Origin of the sequence: Streptomyces sp. NBC_01317 (assembly GCF_035961655.1) — a bacterium.
Lineage (GTDB): Bacteria > Actinomycetota > Actinomycetes > Streptomycetales > Streptomycetaceae > Streptomyces.
The window spans coordinates 4,706,746-4,723,581 of record NZ_CP108393.1; the positions used below are offsets into that span (position 1 = coordinate 4,706,746).

Genomic DNA, 16,836 nt, shown 5'->3' on the forward strand with positions numbered 1-16,836 from the left:
CCGCCATGTCAGCGACACTCTCGGACGCGCTCAAGAAGGTCCTCGACGGAAACGTCTTCGTCAGCATCGCCACCATCCAGCCCGACGGCAGCCCCCAGGTGTCCCCGGTCTGGGTGAAGCGTGACGGCGAGGACCTCCTCATATCGACCACGCTGGGCCGCCGCAAGGAGCTGAACCTGCGCCGTGACCCCCGCGTCACCGTCCTGGTGCACCCGGCCGACGCGCCGTACAGCTACGCGGAGATCCGCGGGACCTCGACCCTCACCGAGGAGGGCGGCCAGGAGCTGATCGACGAGTTGTCGGTGAAGTACACGGGCCAGCCGTACAGCGAGCAGAACCCGAACGCGCACCTCGACGCCCCGCGTGTGGTCGTACGGATCACGCCGCGCAAGGTCGTCGGCGGCATCTGACCGGCCCGGTCGGCGGTCGGCCGACGCCCGCCCGGCGGCCGTCCGCCGCGCGGGATTGTCACGCTTCGGTGACCCCGCGGCCCAAAGGGTCGCGGGGCACTACCCCAGGCGCACTACCCTTGTCGCGTGACTATTCGGCTGTACGACACCGGCGCCCGGCAGATCCGTGACTTCACCCCGCTCCTGCCGGGCTGCGTCTCGATCTACCTCTGTGGCGCCACCGTGCAGGCCGCGCCGCACATCGGCCACATCAGGTCGGGGCTGAACTTCGACATCATGCGCCGCTGGTTCGACTACCGCGGCTACGACGTGACCTTCATCAGGAACGTCACGGACATCGACGACAAGATCATCGCGAAGTCGGCCGACCAGGGCCGCCCGTGGTGGGCCATCGGGTACGAGAACGAGCGCGCCTTCAACACCGGCTACGACGTCCTCGGCTGCCTGCCGCCCACGTACGAACCGCGCGCGACCGGCCACATCCCCGAGATGATCGAGATGATGCGCGGTCTGATCGAGCGTGGTCACGCGTACGAGTCGGACGGCAACGTCTACTTCGACGTGCGCTCCTTCCCCGGCTACCTCCAGCTCTCCAACCAGGATCTGGACGACCTGCGCCAGCCCTCCGGCGAGGGCGAGACCGGCAAGCGCGACCAGCGCGACTTCGCCATGTGGAAGGCCGTCAAGCCCGGCGAGCCCAGCTGGGAGACGCCCTGGGGGCGTGGCCGGCCCGGCTGGCACCTGGAGTGCTCGGCGATGGCCCACAAGTACCTGGGCCCGGCCTTCGACATCCACGGCGGCGGCCTCGACCTGATCTTCCCGCACCACGAGAACGAGATCGCGCAGGCCAAGGGGTACGGCGACGAGTTCGCCCGGTACTGGGTGCACAACGCCTGGGTCACCATGAGCGGCGAGAAGATGTCGAAGTCGCTCGGCAACTCGGTGCTCGTCTCCGAGATGGTCAAGCACTGGCGCCCGATCGTCCTGCGCTACTACCTCGGGACCCCGCACTACCGCTCGATGATCGAGTACAGCGAGGAGGCCCTGCGCGAGGCCGAGTCCGCGTTCGCGCGGATCGAGGGCTTCGTGCAGCGCGTGGTCGAGAAGGCGGGCGGGGCCGTCGAGCCCGCCGCCGAGGTGCCGCCGGCCTTCGCCGAGGCGATGGACGACGACATGGGCGTTCCGCAGGCCCTCGCGATCGTCCACACGACCGTACGGCAGGGCAATTCGGCCCTCGCCGCCGACGACAAGGAAGCGGCCGTCGCCCGGCTCGCGGAGGTACGGGCCATGCTCGGCGTCCTCGGCCTCGACCCGCTAGACCCGCACTGGTCCGGCGGGGAGACCGACCGCGGTGAGGATCTGCACGGCGTGGTCGACACCCTCGTACGACTGGTCCTGGACCAGCGCGAGGCCGCCCGGGGCCGTAAGGACTGGGCCTCGGCCGACGCCATCAGGGACCAGCTCCAGCAGACCGGCCTCGTCATCGAGGACGGCCCGTCCGGCCCCCGCTGGACGCTGGGGCCACGCTGAACCCCGTCCCCACGAGGGTCATGGGTGTGCCGCCCGGGACGACCGGGCGGCACACTTACGTACCCTGTTACAGATATGAATGCCGCGTACGCCGCGTACGCCGTCCGAAGCACCACGCAGAGCACCTCTGAAAGCAACGAAACAGGTAGGTCATGGCCGGGAACAGCCAGCGCAGGAACCGCCGCACGTCCAACAAGAAGGGCGCGCAGGTCGGCAGCGGTGGCAAGCGACGCCGCAGCCTGGAAGGCAAGGGACCGACGCCGCCCGCGTCCGCGCGCAAGGGCCATGTCCAGAACCGCGGCGCCAACGCCAAGGCCAAGCTGACCGCGCGGCGCCAGGTCGCCCGCCGGGGCGGCAAGGGCACGAGCGAGATGGTCGTGGGCCGCAACCCGGTCTTCGAGGCGCTGCGCGACGGGGTACCGGCGTCGATGCTGTACGTCCAGCAGTTCATCGACAACGACGAGCGCGTCCGGGAGGCGCTCCAGCTCGCGGCGGACCGCGGGGGCATCCACCTGATGGAGGCGCCCAAGCCGGAGCTGGACCGGATGACGAACGGCCTGAACCACCAGGGCATGGTGCTCCAGGTCCCGCCGTACGAGTACGCGCACCCGGACGACCTCGCGGCGGCGGCCTTCGACGACCACGAGGACCCGCTGATCGTGGCGCTCGACGGCGTCACCGACCCGCGGAACCTGGGCGCGGTCGTCCGCTCCGTCTCGGCGTTCGGCGGCCACGGCGTGGTGGTCCCCGAGCGGCGCGCCGCCGGGATGACCGCGGGCGCGTGGAAGTCCTCGGCGGGCGCGGCGGCCCGTACGCCCGTTGCCCGCTGCACGAACCTGACCCGCACGCTGGAGGCGTACCGCAAGGCGGGCCTCACGATCGTGGGGCTGGCGGCGGACGGGGAGGCGGAGGTGGGGGATCTCGCGGCGCTCGGGGGCCCTGTGGTCATCGTGGTCGGGAGCGAGGGCAAGGGCCTGTCGCGCCTGGTCGGCGAGACGTGCGACTTCCGTGTCCGGATTCCTATGCCCGGGGGCGCGGAGTCGCTGAACGCGGGGGTTGCGGCGGGGGTCGTCCTGTACGAGGCGTCGCGCCGCCGTGCGTCGCGGTGACCGTGCGTCGGTGACCGGCGTGGTGGCCGTGCTTTTGTCCTCAATCGCCGGACGGCTTTATTCGTGCGTCTGCCCGGTGCGCTCGGGTGCGGCTTACTGATTGTCCTCAATCGCCGGACGGGCTTGGTGGTGCCCGCTGCGGGCCGGTTGCGTATGCGCGGGTTGTTGCCAGGGGCCGGGCAGGGGTCGTGTCCTGCACTGCATGTTTTACGTCGCGTTCGGCGGGTCGTTCAGTTCACCGGAGCCACGCGACACAAAACACGCTCTACGTTCCGGACACGACCCCTGCCCGTCCCCCTTCCACGCCCGCGTCAAGGCAAATCAAGCCCGTCCGGCGTTTGAGGACATCCGTAAGCCGCACCCGGCACCGGGCAGAGGCCAAAATCAAGCCTGTCCGGCGTTTGAGGACGTTGGTAAGCGGCACTGTCCACCGGGCGGAGGTGAGGTGCCCCGGGCGGGCGGGGTCGTTGCGTCTCCCGTCGGCGTGAGGGGGGTGGGGTCGGAGGAGGTGCGTGTGTCCGGACGTAAAGCGTGTTTTGTGGCGCGTGGCTACCGTGAATGTTCGGGGTTCCTGAGGCGCCGTAAAACATGCAGTCCGGACATACGTACCTCCGCAGGCCCCGGCCCCCGTCACCACGACACACCCAGCCCGTCCGGCGTTTGAGGACATCAGTAACCCGCGCCCGCGCACCGGGCAGAGGCCAACCCAAGCCCGTCCGGCGCTTGAGGACAAGAAGGAAGCCGCGCCCACCACCGGGCCGCAACCATCACCGCGCCAACGCCCTCCGCACGCGTCGCTTCACGCGGACAAGCAAAGGCGCCCCCGACCGCTCCCGCAGCACCGGCCGCGAGCCGTCCGCGATCGTCAGGGACAGAGAAAGCTCCGTCTCCTTCGTCCACCCACAGCTCACGACCCGCGCCTTCACCTCCCAACGCCCAGCGTTACGCCCCGCGTTGATCGCCTCCGGCGTCAGACGGGCCACCGTGCGATGGACCACCCGAAACGCACCCGGCGCGCCCGCACCCGGCGCGCCCGCACCCGGCGCACCCGCAACCAGCGGAACCCGCTCCGTCGTCGTGGTGGCGGGCAGCACGAACTCCTCGCCCCCGCCACCCCGCCTCCGTACCAACAGATCCATCCGCGCCGACCGCAGACGCGCGGTCACGTCCAGGGTCTCCGGCGACAGCGACAGCGACCCCCCGGTCACCGAAGGCCGCAGCGAATCCCCGCCCTCCGTATGCAGGAACGTCAACGGCCCCTCCGCGCCCATCAGTTCGCCGGTCGCCGTGATCTCCAGCTCCCCGGTCACCCGGGCCGACGCCTTCACCCGTACCGCCGACTCCCAGCGCGCCAGCTCCCGTACCGCGTCGGGCCGGCCCTGCTCGACCAGGGCGGCCACCGCCCGCTGCGGCGCGGGGAGCCCCGCGGCCACCCCCGGTGCGAAGCGCTCGGCGAGGGCGGACCGTACCTCCCCGAAGAACTCGCCGCGCCACGCGGCCGGCGCGTCGAGGTAGCGCGGCGCGGTCAGGCGCCCGATCATCTCCACCCGCAGCCAGCGCCGGTGCAGCCGGTCCCGCAGCGCGCCCGGCTCGGTGTGCGCGTCCACGATGTCGAGCGCCTCGCGCAGGTTGCCGAAGTACCCGGCCGGGTCGAAGGGCCGGAAGCCCGCGTTCGACGCGTCGGGGCGGGCGACATGGAAGTAGCACACGTAGTCGGAGAGGACCGAGATCCGCTCGGCGAGGAAGTACGCCGCCGTCACGAAGACATGGTCCTCCAGGCGCCGCTTGCCCTCGGGGAAGCGCAGTCCGTGGTCCATCAGGAACGACCTGCGGAACATCTTGTGCGGGGTGAGGCTGTCGATCAGCGGCGCCGTCGCGAGCGTCGCCCGCGGATGGTTGCGCCGGAACAGCTCCTTCGGGACGCCGCGCCCCCGGCCCGCCATCTTGCCGATGACGACGTCCGCGTCGTTCTCCTTGGCGTACGCGTAGAGCCGCTGGAGCGCCTCGTCCCCGAACCAGTCGTCGTTGTCGGCGAACTGTACGTACTCGCCGCGCGCGCGTTCGATCCCGATGTTGCGCGGGCGCGACGGCCAGCCCGAGTTGGGGATGTGGACGACGCCGATGTGCGCGTGCGCGGCGGCCAGCGCGTCGAGCCGCTCGCCGGTGCCGTCCGTGGACCCGTCGTCGACGAAGATCACCTCGAACTCACCGGCGGCCATGGTCTGTCGCAGTAAGGAAGCGATCAGTTCCTCGATGTGGACGCCCGGGTCGTAGACGGGGACGACAACACTCACCTTGGGGGTACTCATGCGTGCCTCTCGGGAGAAGACCTCAACTCTGCCCGAACCCGCCCACAGTCGCGAATCAGATGACTTGTCCGCCCTTGATCCGCCCAGGATCCCCGCCGCCCGATGATCTTGACGGGTCTCGGACATTTCCCGCGCGTCAAGGCAGTGTCCTAAACACAAGTCACTCGGTTAGATGAGTGTGGACACCAGAACGCCCCGGCCCGGGTTCGACGATCAGCCCCCGCTGAGCATGCTCAAGGTGGATTCCGATCCCGCGCAGGTCATCGTGAACCACGCCAGCTTCCGGGTGAAGCTCGCATCGCCCCAGCGCACCGCCCCCGCCCGCGCCCTCACGGACACCGCGCGCATCCCCGCCATGAGCGGCGCACCCGCCGCCGGCGGCGCGCGCCGTCGTGCGCCCGTCGTGTGGAGCGGCAGGTCCGAGCCCGGTGACCCCGGAGCGACCGGACTCCTCCAGGCCGTACGGAACTCCACCGCGGCCAGGACCTCCGCGGCCGTGCGCGCGGGCGGTGCGGTCGGCGTGGGCGGCACCTACGAATCCGTACCCGAAGGGGGGTACGAGGGGCACGACACCGGCGCCACGCAGGTCATCCCCCGCATCGCCCTGGACGACGACGCCACGACCCTGACGCCCGTCGTGGGCGGGGGCAGAGGCGGAGGTGCGGGAGGCCGGCCCGGCGGCGGGCGTTCAGGACCGCTCCTGCCGCCCATGCGGCAGGCGGTCGGCGCCTACGACGCGCCGTCCGAAGGCAATTTCTCCGACCGGGAGTTTTCCGACCGGGAGTTTTCCGACCGGGAGTTGTCCGAGCGGGAGCTGTACGACGCCCTCGACCCCGACGACGACCGCCCGCGCGCCCAGCGCCACGGCGCCGACACCGTCCGGCACGCGTACTACCCCGGCCGCCGGATGAACCTGGGCGTGGTGCTCCTCCCGCTCCGCGTCTTCCTCGGCTTCATCTCGATCTACGCCGGCATGGGCAAGCTGTGCGACCCCGTCTACTTCGACGGCGGCGAGCGCGGCTCGATGGTCAAGTGGCTGCACTCGCTGCACCCGTGGGCGCTCGCGGAGCCGCTCAGGGACTTCGCGCTCTCGCACCCGGTGGGCGCGGGCCTCAGCATCGCGTTCCTCCAGATCGTCGTCGGCGTCCTGACCGTCCTCGGCCTGTGGCAGCGGGTCGCGGCGTCCTTCGGGGCGGTGCTCTCGGCGGCGCTGCTGCTGACCGTCAGCTGGCGGACCGTACCGGCGTACGACGCGCCGGACATCATCTACCTCGCCGCCTGGTCGCCGCTGATCATCGCGGGCGCGCCCGTCTACTCGGTGGACGGCCGCCTCGCGGGCGAGGCCTGGCGCAGGCTCGGCCCCCGCTCGGAGATCTGGGACCTGCGGCGGCGCGTGCTGCGCCGGGGCGCGGTCCTGGCGTCCGTCGTGATCGGCCTGACGTTCCTGATCGGCTCGGTCCTCGGCGGAGCCGTACGGTCCTCGGACATGGTCACCGTGCCGGGTCCGAACGACGACCCGGTGAACCAGCTGCCCGGCGTCCCGCTCCCGCGCGAGTCCAGCGGCCGCGCGAGTGCGTCGGGGACCCCGTCGGGCGGCAGCCGTGCGTCCGGGAAGCCGGCGGAGCCGTCCGCGACCCGCTCCAGCGCCCCGGCGGCGCAGGAGTCCGCACCGGCGCGTACGCCCGCGCGGGAGACGGCGAGCGCGGGCAGCGGGCAGAACAGCGGGCAGCAGCAGCCCAGCCAGACCCAGGGCACCGGCGCCGTGCCGCCGCGCACGTCCGAGCAGGCCCCTCCGCCCCCGCCCACCAGCCAGGGCCCGTCGTCGAGCGGCAGCACGGGCGACGGCAGCAGCGGTGGTACGGGGGGCACGGACGGCGGCTCGTCCACGACGGGCGGCTCGTCGTCGGGCGGTACGGGGGCGCGGAACCCGATCGGGGGGCTGCTGGGCTGAGGCCCCGGCGCGGGGACGCGCAGGAGAGACGTACAGCGGGGGAGACGTACAAGAGACGGTCCGGTCCGGGACAACGCGGCTGTAGGGCGGCGGAGTTCCGGACCGGACCGTCTCTTGGTGTGGTGCGGCCCGTGGTTGTGGCCCGTGGTTGTGGCCCACGAGGGGCCGTGGGGCGCCTCAGGGCGGTACGGGAGGGGCTCTTGGGTACGGGGGCGGGTCTGGCCCTTACAGGGGCGCTGAGCCCCCCGTACCGCTGCCGCTACCGGTCCCCGTACCCAGAGCCGTTCCCGCGTCGGCGCCGGCACCGGCCCCGGCGGCCAGCTCCTTCGCCGCCTCGGTGAGGTCCTTCGCGGTGTCGATCGCCCGCCAGTACGCGCCGTTGGGCAGCGGATAGCCGGCCAGTATGCGCTCGCGGGCGAGGCGCGGGAACGTCGTACGTTCGTGGTCGCCGCGGTCGGGCAGCGTGGCGACGAAGCCGGGGGAGAACACGTACACACCGGCGTTGATCAGATACGGCGACGGTGGCGACTCGATGAAGTCGAGGACGTGCCCGAACTCGTCGGTCTCGACGGCCCCCCAGGGAATCCGGGGCCTGGCCAGGGCGAGGGTGGCGGTGGCGTCCCGCTCCGCGTGGAACGCGGCCATGTCACGCAGCGAGAAACGTGTCCAGATGTCGCCATTGGTGGCGTACCAGGGCTGCCCGGGCTCGGGCAGCCGCGCGGCGGCGTACTTGAGGCCGCCACCGCGTCCGAGCGGTTCGGGCTCGACCACGGTGGTGACGCGCAGCGGAAGATCCGCCGAGGCCAGCCATTCCTGGAGCACCTCGGCGAGATGACCGCACGACACGACGGCGTCGGTCACCCCCTCCGCGGCCAGCCAGGCGAGCTGATGGCCGATGATCGGGGTCCCCGTGCCGGGGATCTCGACCATCGGCTTCGGACGGTCGTCGGTGTACGGGCGAAGCCGCGACCCCTGGCCGCCCGCCAGGACCACGGCCTGCGTCGGATACGTATGCATGCCGTGAACGATATGCGGGGCGGTCAGGGAGGCGGCGGTCAGCTCCCCGCGGTCTGCTGGGACACCCCGTACGCGAACGACGTGTCACAGACGGGACGCGAGAAGGACTGCGCCCGGGTGGGGCCGTAGTGCGCCACGGCGGCTCGGCCGAGGGCCCGCGCGATCGAGATGCAGTGCTTCGCGAGCGACGGGCGCTCCTCGACCTGGCGCTGGAGGTGGGTCAGGGCGATCCCCGGGTCCTTCTCCTGGAGTTCCACCAGGAGCTTGTCGCGGAGTACGTCCTGGGGGGCGCGGGACTTGGCCCGTACCGAGGCGGTGTCCGAGGCGGCGGTCAGGACCTGCGACTCGGTGGTGCTGGTCGCCCACGGAACACGGGCGACCGCGAGGGTCCCGGAGAGCACCAGGACGACGGGCAGTACGAGAGCGAGAGTTCGGCCGATACGGCGGGCAGAGTGGGTCACGCAGGCGAGCGTAGCGGCCAGTAATGATTTGGCGACATTTAGTCACTCACTCGGGGGACGGTTCGACCGGTCCTTTCGAATCGGAGGTTGACGCGGCGTGTCCGAAATGACGTGTGTGCCGGGGTATTTGTGCGGAAACGCGGACGGCCCCGCACCGGAGTGCGGGGCCGTGCGGAGGAATTAGGGCCGAGGCGCGAGGTGGGCGCGTCAGCTCTTCCCGTCTTCCCGTCTTCTCGTCTTCTCGTTCCTCAGTTGCTGAGGCGCTCGCCCGTGGAGGAGGAGAAGACGTGCAGCTCGTCGGGGCGGGGGACGACGTGGAGCTTGGTGCCCTTGTCGGGGACGGCGCGGCCGTTGACGCGGACGACCAGTTCCTTGGTCTCGCCGCCGACCTCGGCGGTGCCGTAGACGAACCCGTCGGCGCCCAGTTCCTCGACGACGTTGACGGTGACGGCGAGGCCGGCCGGCGCGTCCTTGGAGAGGGTCTTGGCGCCCTCGGCCTCGGCGGCGAGGTCGAAGTGCTCGGGGCGGACGCCGACCGTGACGGTCTTGTCGCCCTTCTCCGTGGCGGCGGAGAGCGCCTCACGGGAGACGGGGACGACGCTGTTGCCGAACTTCACACCACCGTCGGTGATGGGGACCTCGACCAGGTTCATGGCGGGGGAGCCGATGAAGCCGGCGACGAAGAGGTTGGCGGGGCGGTCGTACATGTTGCGCGGCGAGTCGACCTGCTGGAGCAGCCCGTCCTTGAGCACCGCGACGCGGTCGCCCATGGTCATGGCCTCGACCTGGTCGTGGGTGACGTACACCGTGGTGATGCCGAGGCGGCGCTGGAGCGAGGCGATCTGCGTACGGGTGGAGACGCGGAGCTTGGCGTCGAGGTTCGACAGCGGCTCGTCCATGAGGAAGACCTGCGGCTCACGGACGATGGCGCGGCCCATCGCGACACGCTGGCGCTGACCACCGGAGAGCGCCTTCGGCTTGCGGTCCAGGTACTCGCTGAGGTCGAGGATCTTCGCGGCCTCTTCGACCTTCTTGCGGATCTCCGCCTTGTTGACGCCGGCGATCTTGAGCGCGAAGCCCATGTTGTCGGCGACGGACATGTGCGGGTAGAGCGCGTAGTTCTGGAACACCATGGCGATGTCCCGGTCCTTCGGGGGCAGGTGCGTGACGTCGCGCTCGCCGATGCGGATCGAGCCGCCGTTGACGTCCTCAAGACCCGCGAGCATGCGCAGGGAGGTCGACTTGCCACAGCCGGAGGGCCCGACGAGGACGAGGAACTCGCCGTCCGCGACGTCCAGCTCCAGCTGGTCGACGGCGGGCTTGGTGGAGCCGGGGTAAACGCGGGTGGCCTTGTCGAATGAGACGGTTGCCATGGTGATGTGTCCCCTCACCGGCAGGAACGTGCCGGACGATCCGAGTAAAGGTGTGGATGGGTCTAGTCCACCTGAGTGAACTTGAGGTGACGCTACCCCGCGCCCACGCATATGTCAGTAGATGCAGCCACCTTTTTTCCCCCGCTCCCCCCACCCCTCCCCGAAACCCACCCCCACACCCCCTCCGCCCTCCTCCTCCCCCCCACCCCAATCCTGTGGCTGCCCCCCACCCCCGCTGTGTAGAGTGAGCCCCGCCTCGCGCGTCCCTGACGTGCGCGAAGGCCTCCTTAGCTCAGCTGGCCAGAGCAACGCACTTGTAATGCGTAGGTCGTCGGTTCGAATCCGACAGGAGGCTCACCGCAAGGCCAGGTCACATAGCCCGTGACCTGGCCTTTTCGCTTGTTCAACGGATGCGGCGGCGCCGGGCGCGAGCTGCTCGGCGGTCCGCAGTCTCAGTTCTAGTCTCAGTCGGGGGCTTTGGCGCCGGTTGCGGGGCGGGCAGGAAGGCGTCTCCCATGCGGCGCATGGCGTCCTTCGAGAGGTGGGACCGCCCCTTGACGTACCGCCGCGTCTGACTGATCTGGGTGTGGCGAAGGATCTCCATGATGGTGGGCATGTCCACCCCCAGCTCGTTGAGGATCGTGCCGGCGGTGTGGCGGCTCCCGTCGTAGAGGCGTCGGTCACTGATGCCCGCTTCGGCCAGCAGCTCCTTGAATTCCTCCCAGTCCTGGCGCGGGTCGAGCGGTCGGCCGTCGGGCCGGGAGAACAGGACGTCGTGCTCCTGCCACAGGTCGCCGGCGGTGGCACGTGCCTCGTTCTGCTGTTCCTGGTGTTCGAGCAGGGCCGGGATGAACGGCGGTGGGATAGGGACCGCGTTGCGGCTCTTCTTGGTCTTGGGCCGGGTGAAGACGAGTCCGCCGCCCTTGCGCTGGGGGCAGGTGCTCGCGTGGCGGGTGCAGTCCTTCGGGCAGGGTCGGGGGCAACCCCGGGTGTACGTACGGTGCGTCGCACAGTCCGGCGGGCAGGTTTCGAAGCGGTGCAGACGTTCCCCGCAAGCATGGGGGTCGGTGCAGCCATGACGCCAGGTGAGGCGTTGAAGCTGCCAGTGCGGGTTGAACAACTCTGCTTCCAGGTCGGCGTACTTCCAGCGCAAGCCCAGTGCCTCACCCTGGCGGAAGCCCATGCCGACACCCACCAGCCACCGCATGAACGTCGGTCGCTTCGCGGCGGCGAGGAGGAACGCCTTCGCCTCCTCCATGGTGAACGGGTTCGCTTCGATCTCGTCCACGGTCGGCGGGTCCACGAGGGTGGCGACGTTCTCCGTGATCATCCGGCGCCGATGGGCGATTTTCAGGGCACGGGACAGGATCCGGTGGACTTTCAGCACGTGGGAGGGGGCGTGTCCTTCGCGGAGCATGTCGGCGTACATGCGTTCAAGGTGCTCGGGGCCAAGCTTGTCGATGCGGTGCTTGCCAACCCCCGGGACGATGTCGTTGCGGGTCTTGGACCAGTAGTCGTCAAGCGAGCGGGGCTTGAGTTTCAGGCTCGCGATGTCGGTCAGGTAGGTCTCCATCCACTGTCCGACCGTGGGCTTACGGCCTGCCTTGGTCGCGCGTCCCTCGTCACGGAGCTTCTCCAGCTCGCGGACCTTGCGGCGCACCGCAGGTTCGGTGCGGGCCATGCGGTGGCGGCGGTCCGTGCTTCCGTCGGGCAGCACGCCCATGGTGACGCGGCCGTGCCACCAACCGTCGTCGCCGAAGTAGATGGTGGATTCCAGGTTCGACTTGCGGGGGCTCATCGTGTTCCTCCATGCGAGAGGCGCCCCGAGCGCAGTGCTCGGGGCGCCTCGGTAGCTCTTCGGTCAGCTGGACTGCGCGGGGAGGGCGGCGACGTAGCCCTCCAGGGCACTGCGCCGAATCCGGCGGCTCCTGCCCAACTTGACGTATTCCAGGGCGCCTTGGGCCATCAGCTCGTAGACCGTCGAGCGGCCGACGCTGAGAACCTCGGCGGCCTCTCTCGGCCTGTAGAGCAGGCGATCGGCGGGCGGGCTGGCGACGATGCTCATGCGGGAACTCCTCGGGGCGATCCTTCGGGGGGCCTCTCTGAGGGCCGCTACTTCCGCTACCGCCGCTACGTCGCAGGTCAGGGGCCTGCGTGGGGTAGCGGCTGGGGTAGCGGTAGCGGTGGGGTAGCGGCTGGGGATGCCGGTTGCCGCTACCGTGTTTCCGCTGGTCAAGCCAGGTTTTCGGTGCCTGGTAGCGGAGATAGCGGACTTCCGGGGGGTGGGGGGCAGTAGCGGGCCCACGCGTCCCAGAGATCGGCGGCGTAGTAGCCCTTGAGGACGCTTCCGGCGGTCTTGATGTTGCGGGAGGCGACGGGTTCGTTGTCGCTGGTCATGTACTCGGCGAGCATCTTGGACAGGCGCCGGTTGTCGAGCGGCTTGCCGTGCAGGTCCGCCCAGGGGGCGTCGTCCAGGGCGTTGAGGCGGTCCAGGATCGCGACGGTCGGCAGGCGGTCGATGCCGACCATGACGTGATCACGCAGATCGGTCAGCAACCGGATGCCGAGACTGCCCTTGTCGTTGGTCCGGGACGCGGTCACCAGCGTCACGCAGGCTTCCCGCGCCCGCCCGGGCCAGTCGCCCCCGGCGACATCCGCGATGGCGAGCAGGGACTCCCACACGTCGGCCGGCCGGTCGCTGACCCCTTCGGGCATGTCGGGCCACGCCCCCATGACGAACTCCCGGGCGTGCTCGGCCCATTCGGCGAGGCGGTCCCGGAGCTTGTGGCCCTCGGCTTCATGGATGCGGGCGCGGAAGGGTTCGACGCTTTCGTTGCGGGCCCGGCGCCGCATGCGGATGATGATCGAGCGGGTCATGATCGTGTCCGGCAGGTTGCCCAGCCCCGCCAGCGCGACCCCGCAATACGACGGGAACGCCTGCACGGTCTGGTTCCCGCCGTCACCGATGCACCGATAGGTGACCCCGGTACGTCGGTGCCCCGCGTTGAGGAACCCGCGCAGCTCCTCGTTCTCCCCCGCCTTCGGCCCGAAAACGGTGTCGATCTCATCGAAGAGGATCGTGGGGCGCCCGTTGGGGTTGGAGACAGACCGGAACAGGGCGGCGGCGGACGCGTTGACGGCCGTCATCGGTGCGGGCACCAGGGTCTCCACCACCTCCAGCGCCCGCGACTTCCCCGACCCCGGCTCAGGGGACAGGAACGCCAACCGGGGGGTGGACTCGAAGCAGTCGAGCAGGTGGGCGTGCGCGTCCCACAGGGCCACAGCCACGTAGGCGGCTTCGCTGGGGAAGACGTTGAAGCGGCGGTGGAACTGCTCCACCTCGTTGAGCAGGACCGCGCCGTCGATGGGCGGGTTGGTCTGGGGTGTGACGCTCATGCGGCGGTCCTCCTGGTGTTGCGGGCGGCCGGCGGGCGCAGCAGGGTGACGTTGGTCTGGCCGGTGTGGTGGGGGCAGGCGTCCCGGTGTGCCGCGTGGTCCTCGACCAGCGCGAGGACGTCCGCTTGTCCGGTGGCGGTCAGGTCCCGTCCGCACGCGCACCAGGACCGGGCCGTGGGCGTGGCGCGGTACGGCGCTCGGATGGTCAGTTCCCCGACGACGCGGAGCGGGGCGGCATGTCGCGGTGCGGGGGGAACAGATGTGGGGACGCCTTCGGCGACGACTTTCGGCGCCCCAGCGCCGTGGTGGGTGGGGGCCGCTTCGGCGAGGCTGGGGCCGGTAGGGGTGGAGGGACGGCTCTTAAGGGAGGGGGGCGGGGCGGTGGTCATGCGGCCCTGCCGGGGTTGTGGGCGATCGACCAGTTCAGCGCACTGGTGATGGCAGGGCGGCACTCGCTTTCCCGCAGGCCAGAGGCTAATCCCGCCCAATTAAGAGCGCCTTCGACCTCGGCACGGGTGAGGGCGCCGGATGAGATGAACCGTCCCAGGGCGCGGGCAGCACGAACGAGTGTCGCGTTGCGCACACCCTCCTGCGCGGTGGCGACGTTCGCCATTTCAGCCTTGAGAGCGGCTGTGGCGTACGCAGGCCCCTTCGGCGCCACCGGGGCGGCCGTCAGTGCCCGCAACTCCTGACGGGCCGTCAGGAGGGCGTACAGCCATTCCGGGAGCGGGGCGACCGGTGCCGGATCGGCGACCGTGTACGGGCCGGCGGGGGTGGTGCTGCCGGGGGCGACGACGTACCCGCCCCATGCCCGCGTATCGATCAACTCCCCAAGCTTCCCTGCCGTGTTGGCCAGGCGGGTGCCGCCTGGCGCGGTGAAGTAGAGGTGCTGGCCGCCGGAGGGGGTCCGGGTGCGGTAGGTGGTGGGGACGGCTTGCCCGGCGCGCTCGCAGAGCGCCTTGAAGGTCGTCACGCCGCACGGCGTGCCCGCACTGCTGTTGGGCTTGGGCATATCCAAGTCCACGACGACCAGCCCGGACGGCCCCGTCGCGATGCCGAGGTTGAACGGACCGGTCGCCCAGGTGCGGCGGATGCGACGGGGGTCGGTGGTGGCCCTGCTCTCCCACTTCCGGTGCCTGCCGGCGCACTCCCCGGTGAGGGGGCAGGCACTTTCGCCGTGCAGGGCGGGGCGCTTGTCGCCGGGACGGAGGGGGAAGACGTGCCAGCCGCGGCCGGCGGCCGTCAGGGCGGCGGTCAGGAGTTCCCGGCTCATGCCGCCACCGCCGTACGGGCGCGGGCGAGGAAGGCGTTGCCGATCCACTGGCTGTAGGCGGGCGGGATGCACTCGCGGATGCCGTCGCGGTTCATCCACGGCACGTCCATGACGTGGCGGGCCTGGTCGACGCCGGAAAAGTTGCCGACGTACTGGCCGTACCAGCCGGGCGGGACTGGGCGGCCCATCTTTGCCTGCGGCGCCCGGTGCACGGGATGCTGCGGGGCGGTGAGGGTGAGTCCGCCGCCCGCTTCGAAGTAGCGGTGGCGGTAGGTGGCCATGTTGAACATGGCCCCGCACAGCATCACCGGCTCGCGCAGCTTGGGCAGCGCGCCCTTCACGTTCTCGATCACCCACGGGCGCCCCGTGGACTCCAGTGCCTCACGGGTGGGGCCGATGAGGTCGGGGTGGGCGTTGCCCTGGATGCGCTGGCACTCGGAGTCGTGCTGGCACGGCGGGGACGCGCTGACGACGTCGAAGTCCGCGCCGTACTCCCGGATGAACGCCACGGCGTCGGCCTGGATGAACGTGTACGGGTAGCGGGGCTGGGGGTTGATGTCGACGCCGGTCACGTCGAACCCGGCTCGCTCGTACCCGGCGGACGCGCCGCCCTGGCAGCAGAACGCGTCCAGCAACCGGGGTCGGCGCACTCGCCGGATCGGGGTGGGTTGGGTCATGCTGAGGTCTCCAGTTCCACTGTTGAGTTGTGCTGGACGAGGGCGGCCCCAGGCTTTGGTGAGACGGGGGCCGCCCTCGGTTGTGTCTAGGCTCGGATGAGGATGATGGCGGTGGTGTCGTCGCGGTAGCCGTCGGGGTCCGGCTGAGCCGCTGCGACGAGAGCGTCCGCGAGTGCCTGCGGGTTTTCGGCGTGCTCCCGGCACAGCTCCGCTGCTGTCTCTGGGCTCACCTGGTCCGAGACCCCGTCACTGACGAGCAGCACGAGCGGGACATCCTCGGGAATCTCCAGTTGGCGGCAGGTCATCTCCGTCGCCTGCGCGAGCCCGAGGCGAGCCCAGTTGTCCTGGGTTTCTGCGATCTCGATGGGTACGCCGCCGTTCCACCGCAGCCACTGCCCCATGGTCTGGTCGGTGCTCCACAGCGTCAGGGCCTCGCCGTCCCAGCCGTACGCCCGGCAGTCGCCGATCCAGTGGAGGGTCGTGGGGCGACCGGGTTCCATTGACGCGTAGACGGCTGACATGTGCGGCGCGCCGTCGTACGCGCCAGCGAGCCGCCCGGCGGTGGTCAGGGCGACGAGTCCGCCCATGGCCATGCCCATGAGGGCGATGACGGAGGGGGCGTGCGTGGCGAGGTCAACGACGTCCTCGTGGTGCCCTGCTCCGTCCACGACGGCCGCGCATACGCGGTCGCCCCGGCGGTGGACGTGGGCGCCGTCCGCGTTCGGCGGTTCAGTTCCTCCCCGGGTGGCAACTCCGGTCAGGATGGTGTGTGAGATCTGCTCAGGCATGACGGCCTTCCTCGCGACGGGGCCGGACTGTCCGGCTCCCCACCGCGCCCGGCGCGCACGCCGGGCGCGTCTGGGCGGCCGTCAGAAAGGCGGTTCGTCGGAGTAGCCGCCGGGAGGAGTGCGGCGAGGCAGCGGGAGCAGGACCCAATGGCGGGTGTCGTTCCAGCAGCGGCAGGGCGCCCATTCGGTGCCCGCGTACTCACCGGTCTCGTGGTCGCCGTAGTCGTAGCTGTGCCCGCCGGCGCCGCCGCAGTCAGGGCAGTCGGGGCGCGGCGTGTCGGTGAGGACGAGCGTGGGGCGGGCCCAGTTGGCGCGTCGGATACGGAGTCGGATGACAGTCTCCTTCACGTGCAAGCGGAATCGTGTGGGAGAGAGGCCAGGGAGGTGGAGACACCCCCTTCCGGGAAGGCGCAGGGGGCCCTTCGGGGGTGCTGACCTGCGGTGCTTCCCTGCCTCCCTGAACATCGTTTGTGCAGGTCAGGTGGAGGGAGGTGGGTCAGGGAGGGGGCGAGGGAGTTCTCCCTGTCTCCCTGACCTGCCGG

The 16,836-nt window shown here is 70.6% G+C and carries 16 protein-coding genes and 1 tRNA gene; 5 read left to right on the plus strand and 12 right to left on the minus strand.

Translation table 11 applies throughout. From position 1 onward, the window contains the following. Positions 1-5: 5 nt before the first annotated feature. The 3 genes from OG349_RS20340 (at position 6) to rlmB (ending at position 3,049) form a co-directional block, all read left to right on the plus strand. Positions 6-410: a PPOX class F420-dependent oxidoreductase gene (locus OG349_RS20340; protein WP_327235955.1), complete on the plus strand. Its 405-nt coding sequence runs from the start codon at positions 6-8 to the stop codon at positions 408-410. A 126-nt stretch (positions 411-536) separates the two neighbouring features. After that, positions 537-1,940: a cysteine--tRNA ligase gene (gene cysS / locus OG349_RS20345; RefSeq protein ID WP_327235956.1), complete on the plus strand. Its 1,404-nt coding sequence runs from the start codon at positions 537-539 to the stop codon at positions 1,938-1,940. 152 nt (positions 1,941-2,092) lie between these two features. Further along, positions 2,093-3,049: a 23S rRNA (guanosine(2251)-2'-O)-methyltransferase RlmB gene (gene rlmB, locus OG349_RS20350; protein ID WP_327235957.1), complete on the plus strand. Its 957-nt coding sequence runs from the start codon at positions 2,093-2,095 to the stop codon at positions 3,047-3,049. A 767-nt stretch (positions 3,050-3,816) separates the two neighbouring features. On the opposite strand, the gene OG349_RS20355 is transcribed toward rlmB, so the two are convergent. Continuing rightward, entirely contained in the window at positions 3,817-5,358 is a 1,542-nt protein-coding gene (locus tag OG349_RS20355) for a glycosyltransferase family 2 protein (protein WP_327235958.1), read from the minus strand. 172 nt (positions 5,359-5,530) lie between these two features. Here OG349_RS20355 and OG349_RS20360 point away from each other — a divergent pair, with 172 nt between their 5' ends. Beyond that, complete coding sequence (locus tag OG349_RS20360; protein ID WP_327235959.1) at positions 5,531-7,309, plus strand: DoxX family protein; 1,779 nt, start codon at positions 5,531-5,533, stop codon at positions 7,307-7,309. 225 nt (positions 7,310-7,534) lie between these two features. Here the strand turns inward: OG349_RS20360 and OG349_RS20365 are convergent, their stop codons facing one another. From OG349_RS20365 to OG349_RS20375, 3 genes are all read right to left on the minus strand, one after another. Continuing rightward, the gene (locus OG349_RS20365; RefSeq protein ID WP_327235960.1) at positions 7,535-8,326 is read right to left on the minus strand and encodes a nucleotidyltransferase family protein; all 792 of its coding nucleotides are present in this window, start codon (positions 8,324-8,326) and stop codon (positions 7,535-7,537) included. Between the two features lie 38 nt (positions 8,327-8,364). After that, on the minus strand, positions 8,365-8,787 hold the full coding sequence (locus OG349_RS20370; RefSeq protein WP_161311567.1) for a hypothetical protein: 423 nt from the start codon (positions 8,785-8,787) through the stop codon (positions 8,365-8,367). Positions 8,788-9,035: 248 nt separating this feature from the next. Continuing rightward, entirely contained in the window at positions 9,036-10,160 is a 1,125-nt protein-coding gene (locus OG349_RS20375; RefSeq protein WP_327235961.1) for an ABC transporter ATP-binding protein, read from the minus strand. 281 nt (positions 10,161-10,441) lie between these two features. Here OG349_RS20375 and OG349_RS20380 point away from each other — a divergent pair. Next, positions 10,442-10,515: transfer RNA gene (locus OG349_RS20380), tRNA-Thr, on the plus strand. A gap of 48 nt (positions 10,516-10,563) precedes the next feature. Here the strand turns inward: OG349_RS20380 and OG349_RS20385 are convergent. From OG349_RS20385 to OG349_RS20420, 8 genes are all read right to left on the minus strand, one after another. Beyond that, positions 10,564-11,958 carry a tyrosine-type recombinase/integrase gene (locus OG349_RS20385; RefSeq protein ID WP_327235962.1) on the minus strand — a complete coding sequence of 465 codons (1,395 nt, stop codon included), beginning with the start codon at positions 11,956-11,958 and terminating at the stop codon, positions 10,564-10,566. 63 nt (positions 11,959-12,021) lie between these two features. Next, positions 12,022-12,225: an excisionase family DNA-binding protein gene (locus OG349_RS20390; RefSeq protein ID WP_327235963.1), complete on the minus strand. Its 204-nt coding sequence runs from the start codon at positions 12,223-12,225 to the stop codon at positions 12,022-12,024. Positions 12,226-12,392: 167 nt separating this feature from the next. After that, positions 12,393-13,556 (minus strand): DUF3631 domain-containing protein, encoded by a 1,164-nt coding sequence (locus tag OG349_RS20395; protein ID WP_327235964.1) that lies wholly within the window; start codon positions 13,554-13,556, stop codon positions 12,393-12,395. Continuing rightward, on the minus strand, positions 13,553-13,945 hold the full coding sequence (locus OG349_RS20400) for a hypothetical protein (protein WP_327235965.1): 393 nt from the start codon (positions 13,943-13,945) through the stop codon (positions 13,553-13,555). The genes OG349_RS20395 and OG349_RS20400 overlap by 4 nt, the downstream gene beginning before the upstream one ends. Beyond that, positions 13,942-14,829 carry a bifunctional DNA primase/polymerase gene (locus OG349_RS20405; protein ID WP_327235966.1) on the minus strand — a complete coding sequence of 296 codons (888 nt, stop codon included), beginning with the start codon at positions 14,827-14,829 and terminating at the stop codon, positions 13,942-13,944. Before OG349_RS20405 ends, OG349_RS20400 begins: the two co-directional genes overlap by 4 nt. Continuing rightward, positions 14,826-15,506 (minus strand): SAM-dependent methyltransferase, encoded by a 681-nt coding sequence (locus OG349_RS20410; RefSeq protein WP_327235967.1) that lies wholly within the window; start codon positions 15,504-15,506, stop codon positions 14,826-14,828. The genes OG349_RS20405 and OG349_RS20410 overlap by 4 nt, the downstream gene beginning before the upstream one ends. A gap of 86 nt (positions 15,507-15,592) precedes the next feature. Further along, positions 15,593-16,294 carry a hypothetical protein gene (locus tag OG349_RS20415; protein WP_327235968.1) on the minus strand — a complete coding sequence of 234 codons (702 nt, stop codon included), beginning with the start codon at positions 16,292-16,294 and terminating at the stop codon, positions 15,593-15,595. A gap of 81 nt (positions 16,295-16,375) precedes the next feature. After that, on the minus strand, positions 16,376-16,627 hold the full coding sequence (locus OG349_RS20420; RefSeq protein WP_442806404.1) for a hypothetical protein: 252 nt from the start codon (positions 16,625-16,627) through the stop codon (positions 16,376-16,378). Between the last annotated feature and the right edge of the window lie 209 nt (positions 16,628-16,836).

Bases quoted from the DNA above. Each gene is read 5' to 3' on its own strand.
- OG349_RS20340 (WP_327235955.1), top strand. From the start codon at position 6: ATGTCAGCGACACTCTCGGACGCGCTCAAGAAGGTCCTCGACGGAAAC.
- rlmB (WP_327235957.1), top strand. From the start codon at position 2,093: ATGGCCGGGAACAGCCAGCGCAGGAACCGCCGCACGTCCAACAAGAAG.
- OG349_RS20355 (WP_327235958.1), bottom strand. From the start codon at position 5,358: ATGAGTACCCCCAAGGTGAGTGTTGTCGTCCCCGTCTACGACCCGGGC.
- OG349_RS20360 (WP_327235959.1), top strand. From the start codon at position 5,531: ATGAGTGTGGACACCAGAACGCCCCGGCCCGGGTTCGACGATCAGCCC.
- OG349_RS20365 (WP_327235960.1), bottom strand. From the start codon at position 8,326: ATGCATACGTATCCGACGCAGGCCGTGGTCCTGGCGGGCGGCCAGGGG.
- OG349_RS20375 (WP_327235961.1), bottom strand. From the start codon at position 10,160: ATGGCAACCGTCTCATTCGACAAGGCCACCCGCGTTTACCCCGGCTCC.
- OG349_RS20385 (WP_327235962.1), bottom strand. From the start codon at position 11,958: ATGAGCCCCCGCAAGTCGAACCTGGAATCCACCATCTACTTCGGCGAC.
- OG349_RS20390 (WP_327235963.1), bottom strand. From the start codon at position 12,225: ATGAGCATCGTCGCCAGCCCGCCCGCCGATCGCCTGCTCTACAGGCCG.
- OG349_RS20395 (WP_327235964.1), bottom strand. From the start codon at position 13,556: ATGAGCGTCACACCCCAGACCAACCCGCCCATCGACGGCGCGGTCCTG.
- OG349_RS20400 (WP_327235965.1), bottom strand. From the start codon at position 13,945: ATGACCACCGCCCCGCCCCCCTCCCTTAAGAGCCGTCCCTCCACCCCT.
- OG349_RS20405 (WP_327235966.1), bottom strand. From the start codon at position 14,829: ATGAGCCGGGAACTCCTGACCGCCGCCCTGACGGCCGCCGGCCGCGGC.
- OG349_RS20410 (WP_327235967.1), bottom strand. From the start codon at position 15,506: ATGACCCAACCCACCCCGATCCGGCGAGTGCGCCGACCCCGGTTGCTG.
- OG349_RS20415 (WP_327235968.1), bottom strand. From the start codon at position 16,294: ATGCCTGAGCAGATCTCACACACCATCCTGACCGGAGTTGCCACCCGG.